The sequence below is a fragment of the Ectothiorhodospira lacustris genome, assembly GCF_022227845.1.
GTDB lineage: Bacteria > Pseudomonadota > Gammaproteobacteria > Ectothiorhodospirales > Ectothiorhodospiraceae > Ectothiorhodospira > Ectothiorhodospira lacustris.
Window position 1 is genome coordinate 41,671 of record NZ_JAJNQN010000007.1, and the last position, 16,903, is coordinate 58,573.

A 16,903-nucleotide genomic window follows, 5' to 3' on the forward strand; every position below is an offset into this window, starting at 1 on the left:
GATATTTGCATAATATTCAGAAAAACCGAATCAAGGAGCCCGTTCGTGACCCGTCCCAATCTCCACCCCGACGCCGCCAACGCCCGCTACATCAGCTTCAAGGACCTGGACTGTGACGGCAACGCCCGCATGGTCATGAGCCTGATCGAGGAGTACACCGCCGATCCGGCCCAGCAGTCCCCCTTCTGGGATTATTTCCTGGGCAAGCGCAATCCCAAGTCCGGACCCAAGCCGGATGATCTGTTTCTCATCCATGCCAACATCAATCAGATCCGGGAATTGTTCGAGGAATGCGGTGATGAGGACACCCAGGCCCTGCTCACCTGGGTGGAGGAGGCCTGCTGCTGAAGCAGCGCTTAGACCGCCACGCCCAAGTCACGCAGATAATCATCGTAGCTGCCGTTGAAATCGGTCACGCCGTTTTCGTTCAGCTCGATGATGCGTGTTGCCAGACTGGAGACGAACTCACGGTCATGGCTGACGAAAATCAGCGTGCCGGGGTAGTTCTCCAGGGCCAGGTTCAGCGCCTCGATCGATTCCATGTCCAGGTGGTTGGTCGGTTCGTCCATGATCATCACGTTGGGTTTTTGCAGGATCAGCTTGCCGAACAGCATGCGGCCCTGCTCGCCACCGGAAATCACCTTGACCGATTTGAGGATGTCATCGTTGGAGAACAGCATGCGGCCCAGGGTGCCGCGCACCAATTGGTCGCCACCGAGGGTCCATTGCGCCATCCAGTCGATCAGGGTCTCGTCGTTCTTGAAATCATCGGCGTGTTCCTGGGCAAAATAGCCCAGATCAGCGCTTTCGGCCCATTTGACCGTGCCGGTCATCGGCGGCAGTTCATTCACCAGGGTGCGTAGCAGCGTCGTCTTGCCGATGCCGTTGGGGCCAATGATCGCAACGCGCTCACCGGCCTCAATGTGCAGACTCAGGTTCTTGAACAGCGGCTCGCCGTCGAACCCCTGGCTGACCTTGTCGAGGATCACGGCTTGGCGATGCAACTTCTTGTACTGATCGAAGCGGATGAACGGGCTGACCCGACTTGAGGGCTTGACCTCATCCAGCTGGATCTTCTCGATCTGCCGGGCGCGGCTGGTGGCCTGCTTGGATTTGGAGGCGTTGGCCGAAAAGCGGCTGACGAAGGTCTGCAACTCGGCAATCTGGGCCTTTTTCTTCGCGTTGTCGGACAGCAGGCGCTCGCGGGCCTGGGTGGCGGCCGTCATGTATTCATCGTAGTTGCCGGGGAACAGGCGCAGTTCGCAAAAGTCCAGATCCGCCATGTGCGTGCAGACGCTGTTGAGAAAGTGGCGATCATGGGAAATGATGATCATGGTGCTGTTACGCGAGGTCAGGATGCCTTCCAGCCAGCGGATGGTGTTGATGTCCAGGTGGTTGGTGGGCTCGTCCAGCAGCAGCACTTCCGGATCGGAAAACAGCGCCTGAGCCAGCAGGACGCGTAGCTTCCAGCCGGGTGCGATCTCGCTCATGGGCCCGTTGTGTTGCGCCAGCGGAATCCCCAGGCCGAGCAGCAGCTCGCCGGCACGGGCTTCGGCGGTATAGCCGTCCATTTCGGCAAATTCGGTCTCCAGTTCGGCCACCTTCATGCCGTCTTCCTCGCTCATCTCCGCCAGGGAATAGATGCGGTCGCGCTCGGCACGCGTCTTCCACAGCGCCTCGTGACCCATGATCACGGTGTCCAGCACGCTGTGCTTCTCATAGGCGAACTGGTCCTGGCGCAGCTTGCCCAGGCGCACATTGGGCTCGAGCATCACCTGGCCGCTGGAAGGCTCGAGATCGCCCCCCAGGATCTTCATGAAGGTGGACTTGCCCGAGCCGTTGGCGCCGATCAGGCCGTAGCGGTTACCCCCGCCGAACTTGACGGATACGTTTTCGAAGAGGGGCTTGGCCCCGAACTGCATGGTGATATTGGCGGTGGAGATCAAAAGAATGTCCTGCGGGAAAAGGATGGTGTCGTCGCCGAACGGCGATGAGGGCCCGAAAACCGGACCGAGCATGGTACGGGCTCCGGCCCGTTATTGACAGGGTGCAAGCGACCGACTTTCAGATGAAGCAGTGCCGACCCCGCGCGGGTCGGCGGCGGCCTCAAAACGACCGTCCGGCTCGACGATGACTACCTGAAGATTGCCCCAGGGTCGGGAACGGGCCTCCAGTGCGTGTCCCTTGGCCTGCAGGGAGGTCTTCAGGTCATCATCCAGGGCATCGGGCTCATGCTCGATATGATCCGGCAGGTACTGGTGATGGAAGCGAGGTAACGACGCCAGTCGTTCCGCATCCGCCCCCTTGTGAAACTCCAGCGCCGCGAGCATCACCATGGTGATGATGCGGCTGCCGCCGGGTGTGCCCAGGGCGGCAATACGCCCGTCCATCTCCAGGAAGGTGGGTGACATGCTCGACAGCATGCGCTTGCCCGGCTCGATGCGGTTGGCCATGGACTGCATCAGGCCATAGGCATTGGGTGCCCCCGGCGCGGCCGTGAAGTCATCCATGTGGTTGTTGAGCACCACACCGGTGCCGGCGGGCATGAAGCCGGAGCCGAAGGGGTAGTTGAGGGACAAAGTGGCCGACACCCGGTTACCCCGGGCATCGATGATGGAAAAATGCGTGGTGTCCTCGCCACCCGGGACATCCGTTACCCCCGGCAATTGATCACTGGGCCGGGCACGGCGCGGGTGGATGGTGGCGGCCAGACCGGCGGCGTAATGCGGATCGGTCAGACGCTCCACGGGCACCGGCACAAAGTCCGTGTCGCCCAGGTAGCGGGCGCGGTCATGATAGGCCAGGCGCATGGCCTCCACCTGATGATGCACGCGGGCAGCGTCATCCCCGGCATCCGGATCCACATGGGCCAACACCTGCAGTGCCTGGGCCAGGGCGATGCCACCGGAGGAAGGCGGCGGCGCCGACACCACCCGCATGCCCCGGTAGCCGAAGGTCACCGGTTCGCGCTCCACCACCTGATAGCTCGACAGGTCCTCTTCGGTCCAGATCCCCCCGGCCTCGTCCATGGCCTGGATGAGCCGCTCGGCCACGGGTCCCCTGTAGAATCCGTCACGTCCCGATTCCGCCAGTCGCTCCAGGGTCAGGGCCAGATCCGGCTGACGGATCACGAAGCCTTCTTCCGGGACCTCGCCACCATCCAGAAAGACCGCCGCTGCCTCGGGCCACTCCCGCAGCGTGTCTCGGCGAAAGGATGTCAGCCGATGATAGATCGGGTCCACCGGAAACCCTTCCCGGGCCAGACGGATGGAGGGTTCCAGCAATACCGACAGGGGCAGCGCACCGTATTTCCGCGCGATATGGTCAACGGCATCGGGCGTACCGGGAATGGCGGCCGCCAAGGGGCCGTTCATCACCCGGTCACGGTTCACTTCGCCTTCATCGTCCATGAACATGTCGGAGCGGGCCGCCAACGGCGCCCGCTCCCGGGCATCCACCATGATCTGACGCCCCGTCTCGCCCTCATGCAACAACCAGAAACCGCCCCCGCCCAGACCGGATCCGTAAGGCTCCACCACCGCCAGTACCGCCCCCACGGCCACGGCGGCGTCGAAGGCGTTCCCTCCCCGGGCCAGTATCTCCAGGGCGGCTTCGGTGGCCAGGGGATGGGGGGTGGCAACACCATGGGGAGGTGGATCCGCCGCCAAAGGCCCTGCCATGCACAGGCCCATCAGGAGAATCAGACATCGGATCGAACGAAACATGGGGGGCTCCTCCGGGGTGATTCGGGGGGCTGGCGTCGGTCGGCATAGACAGGATAATCGAATCAACGATGTCGATCAGACGAACGAGCCCCCTACACCCCGTCTTCAAACCGCGCCACCAGAAAATCGATCAGCGCCCGCACCCGGGGCGGCAGCCAGCGTCGGTCGGCATACACGGCATATACGGTCAGTGTCGGCGCTTGCCAGGCATCCAGGCAGGTGACCAGTCGGCCCCGCGCCAGGGCATCGGCAGCCAGGAAGCGAGGCATCAGCACCAAGCCCAATTCGGCCTCGGCGGCGGCCACCAGCATCTCGCCGTTGTCCGACCGCACCGAACCGTGCACCCGGACCACCTGCTCATCCCCGTCGTGGCAAAACCGCCAGTCATGGCCGGCGGGATCGTTGGTGTACACCAGACATTCATGATCCGACAGATCGCGAGGATGGGCGGGGGAGCCCCGTTCCCGCAGATAGCCGGGACCGGCGCACAGCACCAGGTCCACCGTGGCCAGCGGCCGGGCCACCAGGGTGGGATTGAGCTGGGAAGCGACACGGATCGCCAGATCGAACCCATCCTCCACCAGGTTCACGATACGGTCGTTGAAGGTCACATCCAGTGACACCTGGGGATGTTGCCGTTTGAACTCGGCCAGGGCCGGCGCCAGATGACGAATCCCGAAACTGACCGGCGCCGAAAGACGCAGACGGCCCCGCACCGTGTCGGTTTCCAGGGCCAGGTCCTGCTCGGCCTCGTCCACCAGTTGCAGAATGCGCACCGCCCGCGGATAAAAGGCGCTGCCCGCCTCCGTGAGGGACTGGCGGCGGGTGGTGCGCTGCAGAAGCCGGGTACCCAGATGGCGCTCCAGCTTGCTCACATAACGACTGGGCTGCCCTCGGGCCAGGCACAGCCGCTCCGAAGCGGCGCTGAAGCCGTCGCACTCCACCACGGTCACGAAGACCCGCAGGGCGCGTACAAGGTCAAAGTCCGGCAGATTGATGTTTTTCATGCATTGATATTATGCCGATAGCCGGGTTTATCAAGCACAGTAGAAGGGCTCCAATCAAAGCACACATCCCTCTTTCAAGGAGATCACCATGAGCAAGGTCCTGGTCCTGTATTACTCCATGTACGGTCACGTCGAGACCCTGGCCCGGGCCGTTGCCGAAGGGGCGCGCAGCGTGGAAGGCACCGTCGTGGACATCAAGCGTGTGCCGGAGCTGATGAGCGAGGAAGATGCCCGCAAGGCCGGTGCCAGGCTGGATCAGTCGGCCCCCATCGCCCAGCCCGACGAACTGGCGGATTACGACGCCGTGATCTTCGGCACCCCGACCCGCTTCGGCAACATGGCCTCCCAGATGCGCAGCTTCCTGGATCGCACCGGCGGCCTGTGGGTCCAGGGCAAGCTGGTGGGCAAGGTGGGCAGCGTGTTCACGTCCACCGGCACCGGCGGCGGCGGTGAAACCACCATCACCTCCTTCTGGCATACCCTGGCCCATCACGGCATGGTGATCGTCGGCGTCCCCTATGCGATACCGGAAACCACCGACATTTCCGAAGTCCGGGGCGGCAGCCCCTACGGCGCCGCTACCATCGCCGGCAGCGACGGCAGCCGCCAACCCAGTGAGAAGGAACTGACGATTGCGCGGCTGCAGGGTAGCCACGTGGCGCGGATCGCGGGCAAGCTGGGGGGCTGAGAATCATGGGCCGCCGGAGCCGAGCCGGCCGCACCACATGGAATTCATGCGGCCATCCTCCGGCGAGCCATCCCGTCAGCGATTCCCGGAAACATGGGCTCAACTGAGACGCGCATCCCTGCGCGCCTGTCCGAAATGCGCAGTAACCGGCCAGGAGGTCTAGATCGTGACACGCATCCCTGCGCGCTTGTCCGAAATCCTTTCGCGGCCATCCAGAATCCCGCCTTGCTGCCGATACCAGGTCTAGAATCAGGTGAGCGTCGCTGCATTCGCCCCCCCTCTTTTGATTGGTCACCCAGTCCAGGAACGCGCCATGGCCCTCGTGAAAAAGACTCCCGGCACCTCGCCCTCATCCGCCGGCGGTGAGGATGCCCGCACCCATGCCGCCGCGGCCCGCGACGCAGAAGCCCAGCGCAAACGCGCTCGCACCCTGGCGAAGCAACAGCAGGCCGCCGAGCGCATCGCCTCCGCCACCGCCCAGCTGGCCTCCGGCATCAATGAGGCCGCCTCCGCCGCCGAAGAACTCAAACGTGCCTCCGATCAGATCGCTTCCGGCGCCGAGGAGGCCTCCGGTGCCGCCCAGGAATCCCTCACCGCCTTCAAGCAAGTCACGCAGGCCCTGAACCGTCAGCTGGAAAACGCCAACAGCGCCCAAACCAGGGTGGAGACCCTCAAGGAGCTGGTCACGGGGGTCAGCGGCGAGATCGCCGGCTTCATCACCAATGTGGGGGTGAGCGCCCAGCGTCAGGGTGAGTCGGTGAAGATGGTCAGAGAACTGGAGCAACAGGCGGCCAACATCGGTGATATCGTCAAGGCCGTGGCCCGCATCGCCGATCAGACCAACCTGCTGGCCCTCAATGCCGCCATTGAGGCAGCCCGGGCCGGCAAGCACGGCAAGGGTTTTGCCGTGGTCGCCGACGAGGTTCGCACCCTGGCGGAAACCTCGGAGAAGAGCGCCAAGCAGATCCAGGATCTGGTCGCCCAGATACAGAACGACGTCAAGCAGATCTCCGAAGGCATCAACACTTCCGCCGGCAAGGTCGGGCAGGAAGTGGAAAACGGCAAGCAGATCACCCAGCAACTGGACCGAATCCGCGATGACACCGCCTTGATCACCAATGGCATTCAGGAAATCGCCACCGGCGCACAGCAGTCCGAGACCGCCGCCAGGCAGGCCCTGAAAGGCACCGAAGAGATCGCCACCGCCGCCGAGGAGCAATCCGCCGCCGCCGAAGAATCCGCCAAGACCGTGGCGGAACAGACCCAGGCACTGGGTGAATGCGAGCAGGCAGCCCAGAGCCTGTCCGAACTGGCGGAAGAACTGCGCAGCTCCACCGACATCAGCAAGAGCGCCGAAGAAGTGGCCTCGGCCGCGGAACAGCTGTCGTCGGCGGTACAGGAGATCAACCGGTCCGGAGCGCAGGTCATGGCGGCCCTGGACCAGATCCGCAAGAGTGCCCAGCTGCAGTCCTCCGCCACCGAGGAATCCGCCGCCGCCGTAAACCAGATCGAAAAAGGGCTGGAGGTTGCCCAGCACCGGGCGACGAGCGCGGATGAGAATATCCGCAACATCACACAGCTGCTCAAGTCCAACCAGGACGGCATGGAAAACCTCATCCGAGGCGTTGCGGAATCCGCTGATGCGTCCCGGGAAAGCCTGCGCCAAATCAAGAACCTGGAACTGATCTCACGGCGTATCGACAAGATCGTGGATGCCATCACCACCGTTTCCATCCAGACCAACATGCTGGCGGTCAACGGCTCCATCGAAGCCGCCCGCGCCGGCGAATTCGGCAAGGGTTTCGTGGTGGTGGCCACGGATATCCGCAACCTGGCCCATGACTCGGCGGAGAACGCCGATCGCATCAAGGACCTGGTGAAGGCAGTACAGGATCAGATCGATACCGTCTGGCGAGACCTGGAAGAAAACATCAATACCGCCAATGTCGAGGCCGAGAAGGCCAGGTCCATCACCCAGGGCCTGCAGACGGCAACAACCGACGTGGCCACGGTGCAGAAAAATGCGCTGGAGGTACTCAATGCCGCCACCGAGATTGCCACCGCCATCGGCCAGGTGAAAACCGGTGTCGAACAGATCGCCGCCGCCGCCGAAGAAGCGGAGAAGGCCTCCGCCGAAGCGGCCTCGGCTGCCGGTCAGCAGGCACAGGGCGCCGAGGAACTGGCGGCGGCCATCGAAGAGATTGCCTCTTTGGCCGATGAACTGCAGAGCGCCTGACCTCAGCCACCGTATTGCGGGAGATCGTCATGACCAACGAAACGGTCGCATCATCCCCCCCAGGCGGGGGTGATACTCAGTCACCGGACCCGGAGCACGAATCCGACGTCCGGCAGTTCGTGATCTTCATCTGCGGTAACGAGGTCTTCGGGGTGGACATGGCCCCGGTGCAGGAAATCATCCGCGTCCCTGAGGTGGTGCGGGTGCCGCTGGGCCCAGCCACCCTGGAAGGGCTGGCCAATTTGCGCGGCAAGGTGTTGCCCATCATCAGTCTGCGCCGCCTGTTCGGCCTTGAGGAACGGGACAGCGACGATGCCTCCCGTGCCCTGGTGATCGACCTGGGCCAGCCGCTGGGATTCGTCGTCGACCGGGTCAGCAGCGTGGTGGCGGTGGAACCGGAACAGATCGAGGATATCACCGACCTGAGCACGACGGTGAATACCGAGATGCTGGCAGGCCTGCTCAAGGGCGTGGGCGGCTTTCCCATGGTCATGGTGATGGATTTCGAGCGTCTGATCAGCGCGGAATTTGCCGAGATCGCCCGCATGGCCCGAAACACCGCGGCCCGGGCCCTGGCCCAGGAACAAAACGGCGATGAGGACGATAACGAGGATGCTCTGGACGAACTCCAGCTGGTCAGCTTCGAAGTGGCGGAACAGGAGTACGCCATCCCCATCGAGCATACCCAGGAGATCGTCCAGTTCCCCGAGCATGTGGTGAAGGTGCCCCGCTCCGAGGCCCACGTACTGGGGGTGATGACCCTGCGCAACCGACTGCTGCCTCTGGTCTCGCTGCGCTGCCTGTTCGAACTCCCCGTGCGCACCCCTGATGAGCACAGCCGCATCGTGGTGGTGCGACTGGGTACGGTAACCGTGGGACTGGTCATGGACAGTGTCAACGAAGTGCTGCGGGTGCCACTGGCCGCCGTGGAAGCCATGCCGGCCATGCTCGCCGGCAGCGGTGACATGGGGGAAATCTCCCGGATCTGTCGCCTGGGACAGGATGGCAAACGCTTGGTCTCCATCATCGCCATCGAGCACCTGTTCCGGCACTCTTCCATTCAGGAGGCGGTCAGCACCGTGAAAAACATGCAAGAAGACGATCCGTCCGCGCCGGACGGCCAGGAAGAACAGGACGACGATGAAGAGCAGGTGGTGGTATTCCGTCTCGACAAGGAGGAATTCGGCGTCCCCATCAGCAGCGTGCAGGAGATCGTGCGGGTCCCCGATGAACTCACCCGGGTGCCCAAGGCGCCCACCTTCGTCGAGGGCGTCATCAATCTGCGTGGCTCGGTGCTGCCGGTCATCGACCAGCGGCGCCGGCTGGGCCTGCCCCCCACCCCGCGCAACGACCGTCAGCGCATCATGGTCTTCCTGCTGGACGGCATGCGCACCGGCTTCATCGTCGATTCCGTGGCCGAGGTCCTCAAGATCCCTCGCGCCGCCATCGAACCCGCGCCGCAACTGTCCGTGGAGCAGGCCCGCCTGATCGCCCGGGTGGCCAATCTGGAGCAACACAAACGCCTGATTCAGTTGATCGACCCATCATGCCTGATTGCCCGGGAGCAGCGGGAAGCGCTCGCGACCCTGACGGATCACGAAAACGGCGAAAGCCCATAACAACAACCGGGCCAGGCCACGCCGGCACCGGCTTCACTTCAATGCCAACAGGACCCGGGGCGGACCTTGATCAAGCTGCTGATTGTCGATGACTCCGCGCTGATGCGCCGCCAGCTAAAGGCCATTTTCATGGCGGAAGGGGACTTCCAGGTGGAAGTGGCCCGTCATGGCCAGGAAGCGGTGGAACTCAACCGGAGCTTCCAGCCGGATGTCATCACCCTGGACATCAACATGCCGCAGATGGACGGACTGACCGCCCTGTCCCTGCTCATGGCAGAGCGCCCTGTACCCGTGGTGATGGTTTCCTCGCTCACCGAGAAGGGTGCCATCGCCACCCTGGAGGCCCTCAACCTGGGGGCAGTAGACTACATCCCCAAGCCGGGCGGCACCATTTCCCTGTCCATCACCGAGGTGGAAGCAGAGATCATCGCCAAGGTGCGGGCCGCCGCCGGTGCCCGCCTGCGGAAATCCCGCGGCTTGGCTTCCCGTATCCGCGGCAACCTGAGTGTTACTGCGGCGGCCAGGCCTGCCCGCACCTCACAGCCTCCGCCGATGGGAGAGGAGATCTCCGGTGACGGACTGGTCATCATCGGCGTCTCCACCGGAGGGCCGCGTACCCTGGAAGAGATCCTGCCTCAGTTACCGGCGGACTTCCCCTGGCCGGTTCTGGTGGCCCAGCACATGCCCCCCAGCTTCACTCGCCCCTTCGCGGAACGCATGAATGGCCTGTGCGCCCTGGAAGTCCTGGAACTGCGACGACCGCTGGAACTGGTACCCGGCCAGATCCACATTGGTCGAGGCGGCGCCGATATCCTGGTCACGCGCCGGGCTGGCCGACTCCTGGTCAGTGCCCGCCCGGAGTCACCGGACATGCTCTGGCACCCCTCGGTGGAACTGCTGGGGCGCTCGGTGCTGCAGCACTGTGATCCGCGTCGGGTGATCGGTGTCATGCTCACCGGCATGGGCTACGACGGAGCGGACAGCTTCACCGAACTCAAGCACCGGGGGGCGCGCACCGTGGCCGAATCCGAGCAATCAGCCGTGGTCTTCGGCATGCCGGCGGAACTCATCAAGCGTGGCGGCGCCACCACCGTACTGCCGGTGGAAAAGATTGCCGAACAGATCATCAAGTGGGTAAGGACATGCTGACCCCATCGCGCACCCGGCATCCCTCATGGCACTGAAAAAGGGACAACCCACACCCGCCTGCCACAGTCCCGGGGAGCGCCAGGAGCCCAGGAACCTGGAAACCCTGCTGCAGACCCTGCTGGACGAGGACCCCATGAAACGTCGCTGGGCCGCCCGTGATCTGGCGGAACACCCGGCGGCGGCCGTGGCCCTGGTCACTCAGCTGCAACATGAGACGGATACCACCGTACTGCAGGTGATCGTCACCTCGCTGGGCTGCATGGCCAACGATGTCGCTGTTCGAGGACTGATTGACTGCCTGTACTCAGAACATGCCCTGCGGCGCAATGCCGCCATTGAAGTACTCAAGGAACTGCCCGAGCCGGTGGCGCCCCACATGGGGCAGCTTCTGCACGATCCTGACCCGGATGTGCGTATTTTTGCCGTGAACGTACTGGAATCCCTGCGCCACCCCAACGTGGAGGAATGGCTGATCGAGGTCATCCTCAAGGACGATCAGGTCAACGTCTGCGCCACCGCCCTGGACCTTCTGGGTGAAGTCGGCAGTCTGCGGGCGCGGGAAGCCCTGCAGACACTCAAGCAGCGTTTTCCCCAGGAGCCCTATATCCGGTTTGCCGCCGATCTGGCCCTCAAGCGCATCGGGGTCGGGTGATGCTCGTGCAGAAACCCTCCGTCATCAGTGATGAGGATTTTCAGAAGTTCCGGGAATTCTTCTATCGAAAAACCGGCATGCTGTTCGAAGACGGCAAGCGCTATTTCGTGGACAAGCGTCTGCTGGAGCGCATGGCCGCCACCGACAACGAGAGCTTTCGCAGTTACTTCACCATGCTGCGCTTCCAGGCCTCGGGTGCCGAACTGCAGGCGCTGATCAATGCCATGACGGTGAACGAAACCTACTTCTTCCGCGAGGAGTATCAGTTCCGCTGTCTGGTGGATTCCATCCTCCGCGAGATCGTTGCCCGGCGCTCGTCCTTCCGCCCCATCCGTATCTGGTCCGTCCCCTCCTCCTCCGGCGAGGAACCCTACGGCATTGCCATCTATCTGCTGGAACACTGGCCATTGCTTGAACAGTGGGACGTGGAGATCATCTCCTCCGATATCGACACCCGGATCCTGGAACAGGCCCGCAACGGACTGTATGCCGCCCGGGCGATCCAGAACATGCCCGGCCCGCTGCTGAAGAAATATTTCCGCCGGGTGGACGGCCATTACCAGATCAGCCAGAGTCTGCGGGAGGCGGTGGAATTCACTCGGGTGAACGTCCACGACACCGCCGACATGCGCAGTCACCGACAGTTTGATGTGATCTTCTGCCGCAACCTGCTGATCTATTTCGACGACCTGTCACGCAAGAAAACCGCCGAGTCCTTCTTTGATGCCCTCAATCCCGGCGGCTTCATCTGCCTGGGGCATTCCGAATCCATGAGCCGTATCTCCTCGCTGTTCCAGATCCGGCGTTTTCCCGAAGCTATCGTGTATCAGAAACCTCTGGAGGCGAGATGAAACGCATTCTCGTCATAGATGACGCGGCCACGGTCAGGCTCTATCACCGTGAAATCCTCGAACAGGCGGGCTTCGCCGTCACCGAGGCCATCAACGGCCTGGAGGCCTTGGAGAAACTGGAAACGGAAGGTCACTTCGATCTCTACCTGGTGGATATCAACATGCCCAAGCTGGACGGCTACGGTTTTCTCAAGGCATTGCGCGAGAAAAACATGCCGCAGGCACCGGCCATCATGATTTCCACCGAATCATCCCCCAGGGACCGTGAAGGTGCCCTGATCGCCGGCGCCAACCTCTACATGATCAAGCCGATCAGACCTGAGCAGCTGCTGCCCCAGGTACGGGGCCTGCTTGGAGAGGGGGATTCGTCATGAATCCGTTGCTGGACCAGTTCATCAGCGAATCAAGAGACGCCATCCAGTCCATCGGCGAACGACTCCTGCAGCTGGAAAACGCGCCGACTGATCATGAGCTCATGGATGAACTGTTCCGGCTGGTACATACCCTCAAAGGCAACAGCGGGCTGTTCGATTTCCCCGAGCTGACCCGGGTGCTGCACGGCGCCGAGGATCTGATGGATGCGGTCAGGGATGGCCGGATCAGCTATTCCCAATCGCTGGCGGATCAGCTGCTTGATGCCATGGACTTTGTCTCCGCCCTGCTGGATGAGATCCTCCGCAACGGCAACGGTGATCTGCCGGCCGAGAGTGAACGCACCGCAGCCGCCTTGGCACTGACCGACGCCCTGAGGCAGCTGATCACGGGCCAGGGCGCACGGATCAACCCCGCAACACCCGCCCCCGAGCCCGCGATGGCATCTGCTCCGGTAACGACCTCATGTGCCGATGAGCCACCGGCCTCGACGTTCCCCCTGGCGCGGATACCCGAAGCCGCACGCATGGATGCGTACCGCCGGATGGTCCATGGACAACCCTGTTCCTGGGTCAGCTATCGGCCCGACGAAGACTGTTTTTTCAAGGGGGAAGATCCGTTCTATCAGATCACCCAGCTCCCCACCCCCCTCTGGCGCCGGGTGAGTGCGCGGGAACCCTGGTCCGCCCCTGAAACCCTGGATGCCTACCGCTGCCTGCTCCACTTTGAATCCATCATCCCGATGGACCTGCAGGCGCTGACGGAGCACTTCCGCTATATCCCCGATCAGGTGGAGCTCAGTCCCCTTTCCCCGGCGATGCTGGTCATGCCCACCGGGGATGCCCATGACGGCATCCCCACGGCGGAATATCTGCAGACCGCCACGGCAAAGTTGCAGTCCGGTGACCATGAAGGCCTGATCCAGGCCAGCCGCCTCCTGCTGGAACTGTCATCACCCGGGCTGCGGGTGGCCTCGGCCCTGCGCTGGCTGCTGCTGGTGCTGGAAACCCGACCGGAGGACGTCCCGCTGCAGCAACAGTTGCTGGACGAGATCCGCCACGGGGCGGGTATCAGCCAAGGCACTGACACCGCCAAGGCTGCCGCCCCACCCTCCCTTGCAGCAAGCGTGCAGGGCATCACCGACCCCATTGCCGGCATCATCGAGACCCAGGCCGAAATCCTCGCCTTAAGCGATGCCCCCCCCTGGCTCCCCGGGCGTCTGCGGGCCGTCGCCGCCAGCCTGCGGGCCGCCTTCACCCACGCAGGACAACTCACGCGCCTTGACGGTCTGGATGAGGCCCTGCAGGCCGCCCTGGATCAGAGCGCATCCGCCCCTCTGGCCCGATGGCTGGCCGCACATGCCCTGCCGGCCAAGGTCGGGACCGATCCCGTACCGGCCGCACCCCCCACCGCCGCACCCGTGTCCCCTGCCGCAACCCCAGGCACGGGAAACGGTCCCGGTGACACCCGTAAGTTCGGGCGGCGCATGGAAGACGCCCATGCCGGCCCCAGTGCCATCAAAGTGGATCAGGCCAAGATCGACCGCCTGATGAACCTCATCGGCGAAATGATCGTGGCCAAGAATGCCCTGCCCTATCTGGCCGCCCGTGCCGAGGATGTGTTCGGGGTGCGAGAGCTATCCCGGGAGATCAAGGGGCAGTACGGCACCCTCAATCGCATCGCCGATGAAATGCAGGACGCCATCATGCAGGTTCGGCTGCTGCCGGTGTCCTTCGTCTTCCAGCGGTTCCCGAGACTGGTCAGGGATACTGCGCACAAACTGGGCAAGGAAGTACGGTTAGTGCTGGAAGGCGAGGCCACGGAGGCGGACAAGAACGTCATCGAGTCCCTGGCCGACCCCCTGGTCCACATCATCCGCAACAGCCTGGATCACGGTCTGGAACCCCCCGAGGAACGTCGCGCTGCCGGCAAGCCCGCCGCAGGCCGCCTCGCCATCAGCGCCCGCTCCGAATCGGACCGGGTGGTGATCGAGATCACCGACGACGGCCGCGGCATCGATCCCGCGGTGATCCGCCGGAAGGCCTACGAAAAGGGTATCATCGACGAACAGGCGCTGGAGCGGCTGACGGATCAGGAAGCACTGAATCTGATCTTCGCCCCGGGCTTCTCCACGGCCAGCCAGGTGTCCGACCTGTCCGGGCGGGGCGTGGGCATGGATGTGGTGCGCACGGCGGTGGCGCGGGTCAACGGCAGCATAGACCTCAAAAGCCGGCCCGGCGAGGGAACCCGACTGCGGCTGTCCTTGCCCCTGTCCATGGCCGTGACCAACGTGATGATCATCGTTTCCGCCGGACAGCGCTTCGGGGTATCCATGGATGCGGTGGCGGAAACCGTGAGGGTGGCACAGACTGATATCCGGCGCATCAAGCACCGGATGACCACGGTTCTGCGGGGCCGTGTGGTGCCCTTGGTGGCGCTCAACGACCTGCTGGCCCTGGACGAAGCCCAGCACCCCAATGAGGATGGTGAAATGGCCGTGGTGGTGGTACGCATCGAAAATGATCTTCTCGGCATCATCGTGGATGACTGTCGCGAGACCGTGGACATCATCCTCAAACCCCTGGCCGGTTTCCTCGGCAACCTGCAGGGCTATGCCGGCTCCGCCCTGCTGGGGGACGGCTCGGTACTGCTGGTGCTCAATCCCCGGGAACTGCTGTGATGGGCATCGAAACCAACGCAGACACCCTGCGGGTGAGTGACATACTGGGCGTTGAGGACGCCGAGACCCTGCTCGACTGGCTGCTCAAGCACCCCGGCGGCCCGGTGAATCTGGCCGCCTGTACCCATCTGCATGCCGCCAATCTGCAGGTACTGATGGCCACCCGCCCCCACATCACCACCTGGCCTGATGACCCCATGCTGGCGGACTGGCTCAGGCACGCACTCAATCAAGAGGAATGACTCCATGCCCAAGACCATCCTTGTGGTGGATGATTCAGTCACCATGGTCATGAGTCTGAAGACCAGCCTGCAGATCGCCGGCTTCACCGTGGAGACGGCCCATGACGGTCAGCAGGCGCTGGACAAGCTCAAGGGAGGCGTCAAGCCCGACCTGATCATCACCGACATCAACATGCCCCGCATGGGCGGGATCGACTTCATCCGTCATGCCCGCGCCCTGCCCGGCATGCGCTTCACTCCCATCCTGGCCCTGACCACGGAAAGCCAGCAGGCCAAGCGGGACGAGGCCAAGAAACTGGGTGCCACCGGATGGTTGCTCAAGCCGGTGAGTGGCACCGACCTGGTCAAGGTCATCAAGCAAGTCCTGCCCGGCGCCTGAGGACACTCCATGACGGTCTTGACGGAGCAGCGCAGAAAACTGGCCGAGGCATCGGTACGGCAGGCCCGCACCCTGCGCCGCAACATGGCGATCTCCACGGTGCTGGGCACCCTGCTGCTGTCTCTCATGGTCTATCACACCCACGCCTGGCCGGAGCGGCTGTCCCAGTGGCTGGGCATCAGTGAAGCAACGGTACTGGCGGTCCTGGTGGCCATTGCCCTGCTGAGCACCAATTTCCTCGCCGGCCTGGTGTTCTTTCGCACCAGCTATCGCAATGCGGGCTCCCTGGGCCACACCCTGGAAGAGTTGGACGATGAACTCGTCAAGACCGAGACACAGCTGCAGGCCAGCCGCAATGCCATGCACGCCACCGCCGACATGGACCAGGCCTTTCAGGATTGTTTGCAGCAGAACCTGCAGGACAGCGAGACCTCCACCCTGGGCATCATCGAACGGACCGGCCGGCTCAACGAGGCGGCCGGAAAACTGCTGGAGTACCTGCACCATTCCAGTGCCAATGCCTCCACCATGGCGGTGGACATCCAGCAGGGTGTGGAGGACATGAACAAGATTGCCGGCTTCGTCCGCGAACTGCCGGACAAGATCCGCCAGGACGCCGAGGTGATCCACCATATCCTCCAGGAGGTCAAGCAACTGGAAGGATTGGCCGCGTCCATCCAGCAGATCAGCCAACAGACCAACCTGCTGGCCCTGAATGCCGCCATCGAGGCCGCCCGCGCCGGAGACTCGGGCCGCGGATTTGCCGTCGTGGCCACCGAGGTACGCGCCCTGGCCAACCGTGCCTCAACGGCAGCCGACACCATCGAGTCCGGTCTCAGTCAGGCGCTGTCAGCCGTGGAGCGCAGTCTGGCCACCAGCGACCTCGGCGACTCCCACCACCATCTGGAAAAGGCCACCCAGGTGGTCGATGCCTTCCAGAAGCTGCAGGACAGCTACGAGGACATGCGTCAGTTCTACAAAACCCTGTTTTCCGTGGTCACCCAGCACAATACCGAACTGGCGGAGCAGATTGCCGACATGCTGGGCCTGATGCAGTATCAAGACGTGGAGGGCCAACGACTGACCCGCATGACCGATACCCTGGCGGAACGCTGCCGGCTCTACGCCGGCGTGGAGCAGTCACCGACAGGTTTCCAGGGGCTCCCCGAGGATCTGCAGCAGTTGCTGGCTCGTTACCTGGAGGATGAATCCCGGCACAGTCACCCCGACAATCGGCATCAGACGACCACGGCCGATGCGGGACCGCGCATTGAGCTATTCTGATGCCACGCATCGCCCTCAA

15 protein-coding genes are annotated in these 16,903 nt (G+C 63.4%); 12 read left to right on the forward strand and 3 right to left on the reverse strand.

Translation table 11 applies throughout. The annotated features are described in order from the left end of the window. The first annotated feature begins 45 nt into the window (after positions 1–45). Entirely contained in the window at positions 46–348 is a 303-nt protein-coding gene (gene cowN, locus LQ956_RS06955; RefSeq protein ID WP_238621830.1) for a N(2)-fixation sustaining protein CowN, read from the forward strand. An 8-nt stretch (positions 349–356) separates the two neighbouring features. Here the strand turns inward: cowN and LQ956_RS06960 are convergent, their stop codons facing one another. From LQ956_RS06960 to LQ956_RS06970, 3 genes are all read right to left on the reverse strand, one after another. Next, positions 357–2,018 carry an ABC-F family ATPase gene (locus tag LQ956_RS06960; RefSeq protein ID WP_238621831.1) on the reverse strand — a complete coding sequence of 554 codons (1,662 nt, stop codon included), beginning with the start codon at positions 2,016–2,018 and terminating at the stop codon, positions 357–359. Between the two features lie 18 nt (positions 2,019–2,036). Next, a complete protein-coding gene (ggt, locus tag LQ956_RS06965) occupies positions 2,037–3,725 on the reverse strand; it encodes a gamma-glutamyltransferase (RefSeq protein ID WP_238621832.1) in 1,689 nt (562 codons plus the stop codon). Between the two features lie 92 nt (positions 3,726–3,817). Continuing rightward, on the reverse strand, positions 3,818–4,732 hold the full coding sequence (locus LQ956_RS06970; protein ID WP_238621833.1) for a LysR family transcriptional regulator: 915 nt from the start codon (positions 4,730–4,732) through the stop codon (positions 3,818–3,820). 88 nt (positions 4,733–4,820) lie between these two features. Here LQ956_RS06970 and wrbA point away from each other — a divergent pair, with 88 nt between their 5' ends. From wrbA to LQ956_RS07025, 11 genes are all read left to right on the forward strand, one after another. Further along, complete coding sequence (gene wrbA, locus LQ956_RS06975; RefSeq protein ID WP_238621834.1) at positions 4,821–5,420, forward strand: NAD(P)H:quinone oxidoreductase; 600 nt, start codon at positions 4,821–4,823, stop codon at positions 5,418–5,420. A gap of 313 nt (positions 5,421–5,733) precedes the next feature. Then, positions 5,734–7,656 (forward strand): methyl-accepting chemotaxis protein, encoded by a 1,923-nt coding sequence (locus tag LQ956_RS06980; RefSeq protein ID WP_238629653.1) that lies wholly within the window; start codon positions 5,734–5,736, stop codon positions 7,654–7,656. A 29-nt stretch (positions 7,657–7,685) separates the two neighbouring features. Continuing rightward, positions 7,686–9,275 (forward strand): chemotaxis protein CheW, encoded by a 1,590-nt coding sequence (locus tag LQ956_RS06985; protein WP_238629654.1) that lies wholly within the window; start codon positions 7,686–7,688, stop codon positions 9,273–9,275. 66 nt (positions 9,276–9,341) lie between these two features. Continuing rightward, a complete protein-coding gene (locus LQ956_RS06990; protein ID WP_238621837.1) occupies positions 9,342–10,424 on the forward strand; it encodes a protein-glutamate methylesterase/protein-glutamine glutaminase in 1,083 nt (360 codons plus the stop codon). Positions 10,425–10,449: 25 nt separating this feature from the next. Then, complete coding sequence (locus LQ956_RS06995; RefSeq protein WP_238629655.1) at positions 10,450–11,076, forward strand: HEAT repeat domain-containing protein; 627 nt, start codon at positions 10,450–10,452, stop codon at positions 11,074–11,076. Continuing rightward, positions 11,076–11,927, forward strand: a complete 852-nt coding sequence (locus LQ956_RS07000; RefSeq protein ID WP_238621839.1) for a CheR family methyltransferase — start codon at positions 11,076–11,078, stop codon at positions 11,925–11,927. The genes LQ956_RS06995 and LQ956_RS07000 overlap by 1 nt, the downstream gene beginning before the upstream one ends. Beyond that, complete coding sequence (locus LQ956_RS07005) at positions 11,924–12,301, forward strand: response regulator (protein WP_238621840.1); 378 nt, start codon at positions 11,924–11,926, stop codon at positions 12,299–12,301. The genes LQ956_RS07000 and LQ956_RS07005 overlap by 4 nt, the downstream gene beginning before the upstream one ends. Then, a complete protein-coding gene (locus LQ956_RS07010; RefSeq protein ID WP_238629656.1) occupies positions 12,298–14,979 on the forward strand; it encodes a chemotaxis protein CheA in 2,682 nt (893 codons plus the stop codon). The genes LQ956_RS07005 and LQ956_RS07010 overlap by 4 nt, the downstream gene beginning before the upstream one ends. After that, the gene (locus LQ956_RS07015; protein ID WP_238622362.1) at positions 14,979–15,221 is read left to right on the forward strand and encodes a hypothetical protein; all 243 of its coding nucleotides are present in this window, start codon (positions 14,979–14,981) and stop codon (positions 15,219–15,221) included. The genes LQ956_RS07010 and LQ956_RS07015 overlap by 1 nt, the downstream gene beginning before the upstream one ends. A gap of 4 nt (positions 15,222–15,225) precedes the next feature. Beyond that, complete coding sequence (locus LQ956_RS07020; RefSeq protein ID WP_238622361.1) at positions 15,226–15,600, forward strand: response regulator; 375 nt, start codon at positions 15,226–15,228, stop codon at positions 15,598–15,600. A 9-nt stretch (positions 15,601–15,609) separates the two neighbouring features. Continuing rightward, positions 15,610–16,884, forward strand: coding sequence for a methyl-accepting chemotaxis protein (locus tag LQ956_RS07025; RefSeq protein ID WP_238622360.1), 1,275 nt, complete (start codon positions 15,610–15,612; stop codon positions 16,882–16,884). Positions 16,885–16,903: the final 19 nt, after the last annotated feature.

Bases quoted from the DNA above. Each gene is read 5' to 3' on its own strand.
- LQ956_RS06985 (WP_238629654.1), top strand. From the start codon at position 7,686: ATGACCAACGAAACGGTCGCATCATCCCCCCCAGGCGGGGGTGATACT.
- LQ956_RS07000 (WP_238621839.1), top strand. From the start codon at position 11,076: ATGCTCGTGCAGAAACCCTCCGTCATCAGTGATGAGGATTTTCAGAAG.
- LQ956_RS06960 (WP_238621831.1), bottom strand. From the start codon at position 2,018: ATGCTCGGTCCGGTTTTCGGGCCCTCATCGCCGTTCGGCGACGACACC.
- LQ956_RS07010 (WP_238629656.1), top strand. From the start codon at position 12,298: ATGAATCCGTTGCTGGACCAGTTCATCAGCGAATCAAGAGACGCCATC.
- LQ956_RS06980 (WP_238629653.1), top strand. From the start codon at position 5,734: ATGGCCCTCGTGAAAAAGACTCCCGGCACCTCGCCCTCATCCGCCGGC.
- LQ956_RS07015 (WP_238622362.1), top strand. From the start codon at position 14,979: ATGGGCATCGAAACCAACGCAGACACCCTGCGGGTGAGTGACATACTG.
- ggt (WP_238621832.1), bottom strand. From the start codon at position 3,725: ATGTTTCGTTCGATCCGATGTCTGATTCTCCTGATGGGCCTGTGCATG.
- LQ956_RS07025 (WP_238622360.1), top strand. From the start codon at position 15,610: ATGACGGTCTTGACGGAGCAGCGCAGAAAACTGGCCGAGGCATCGGTA.
- wrbA (WP_238621834.1), top strand. From the start codon at position 4,821: ATGAGCAAGGTCCTGGTCCTGTATTACTCCATGTACGGTCACGTCGAG.
- LQ956_RS07020 (WP_238622361.1), top strand. From the start codon at position 15,226: ATGCCCAAGACCATCCTTGTGGTGGATGATTCAGTCACCATGGTCATG.
- LQ956_RS06995 (WP_238629655.1), top strand. From the start codon at position 10,450: ATGGCACTGAAAAAGGGACAACCCACACCCGCCTGCCACAGTCCCGGG.
- LQ956_RS06970 (WP_238621833.1), bottom strand. From the start codon at position 4,732: ATGAAAAACATCAATCTGCCGGACTTTGACCTTGTACGCGCCCTGCGG.
- LQ956_RS07005 (WP_238621840.1), top strand. From the start codon at position 11,924: ATGAAACGCATTCTCGTCATAGATGACGCGGCCACGGTCAGGCTCTAT.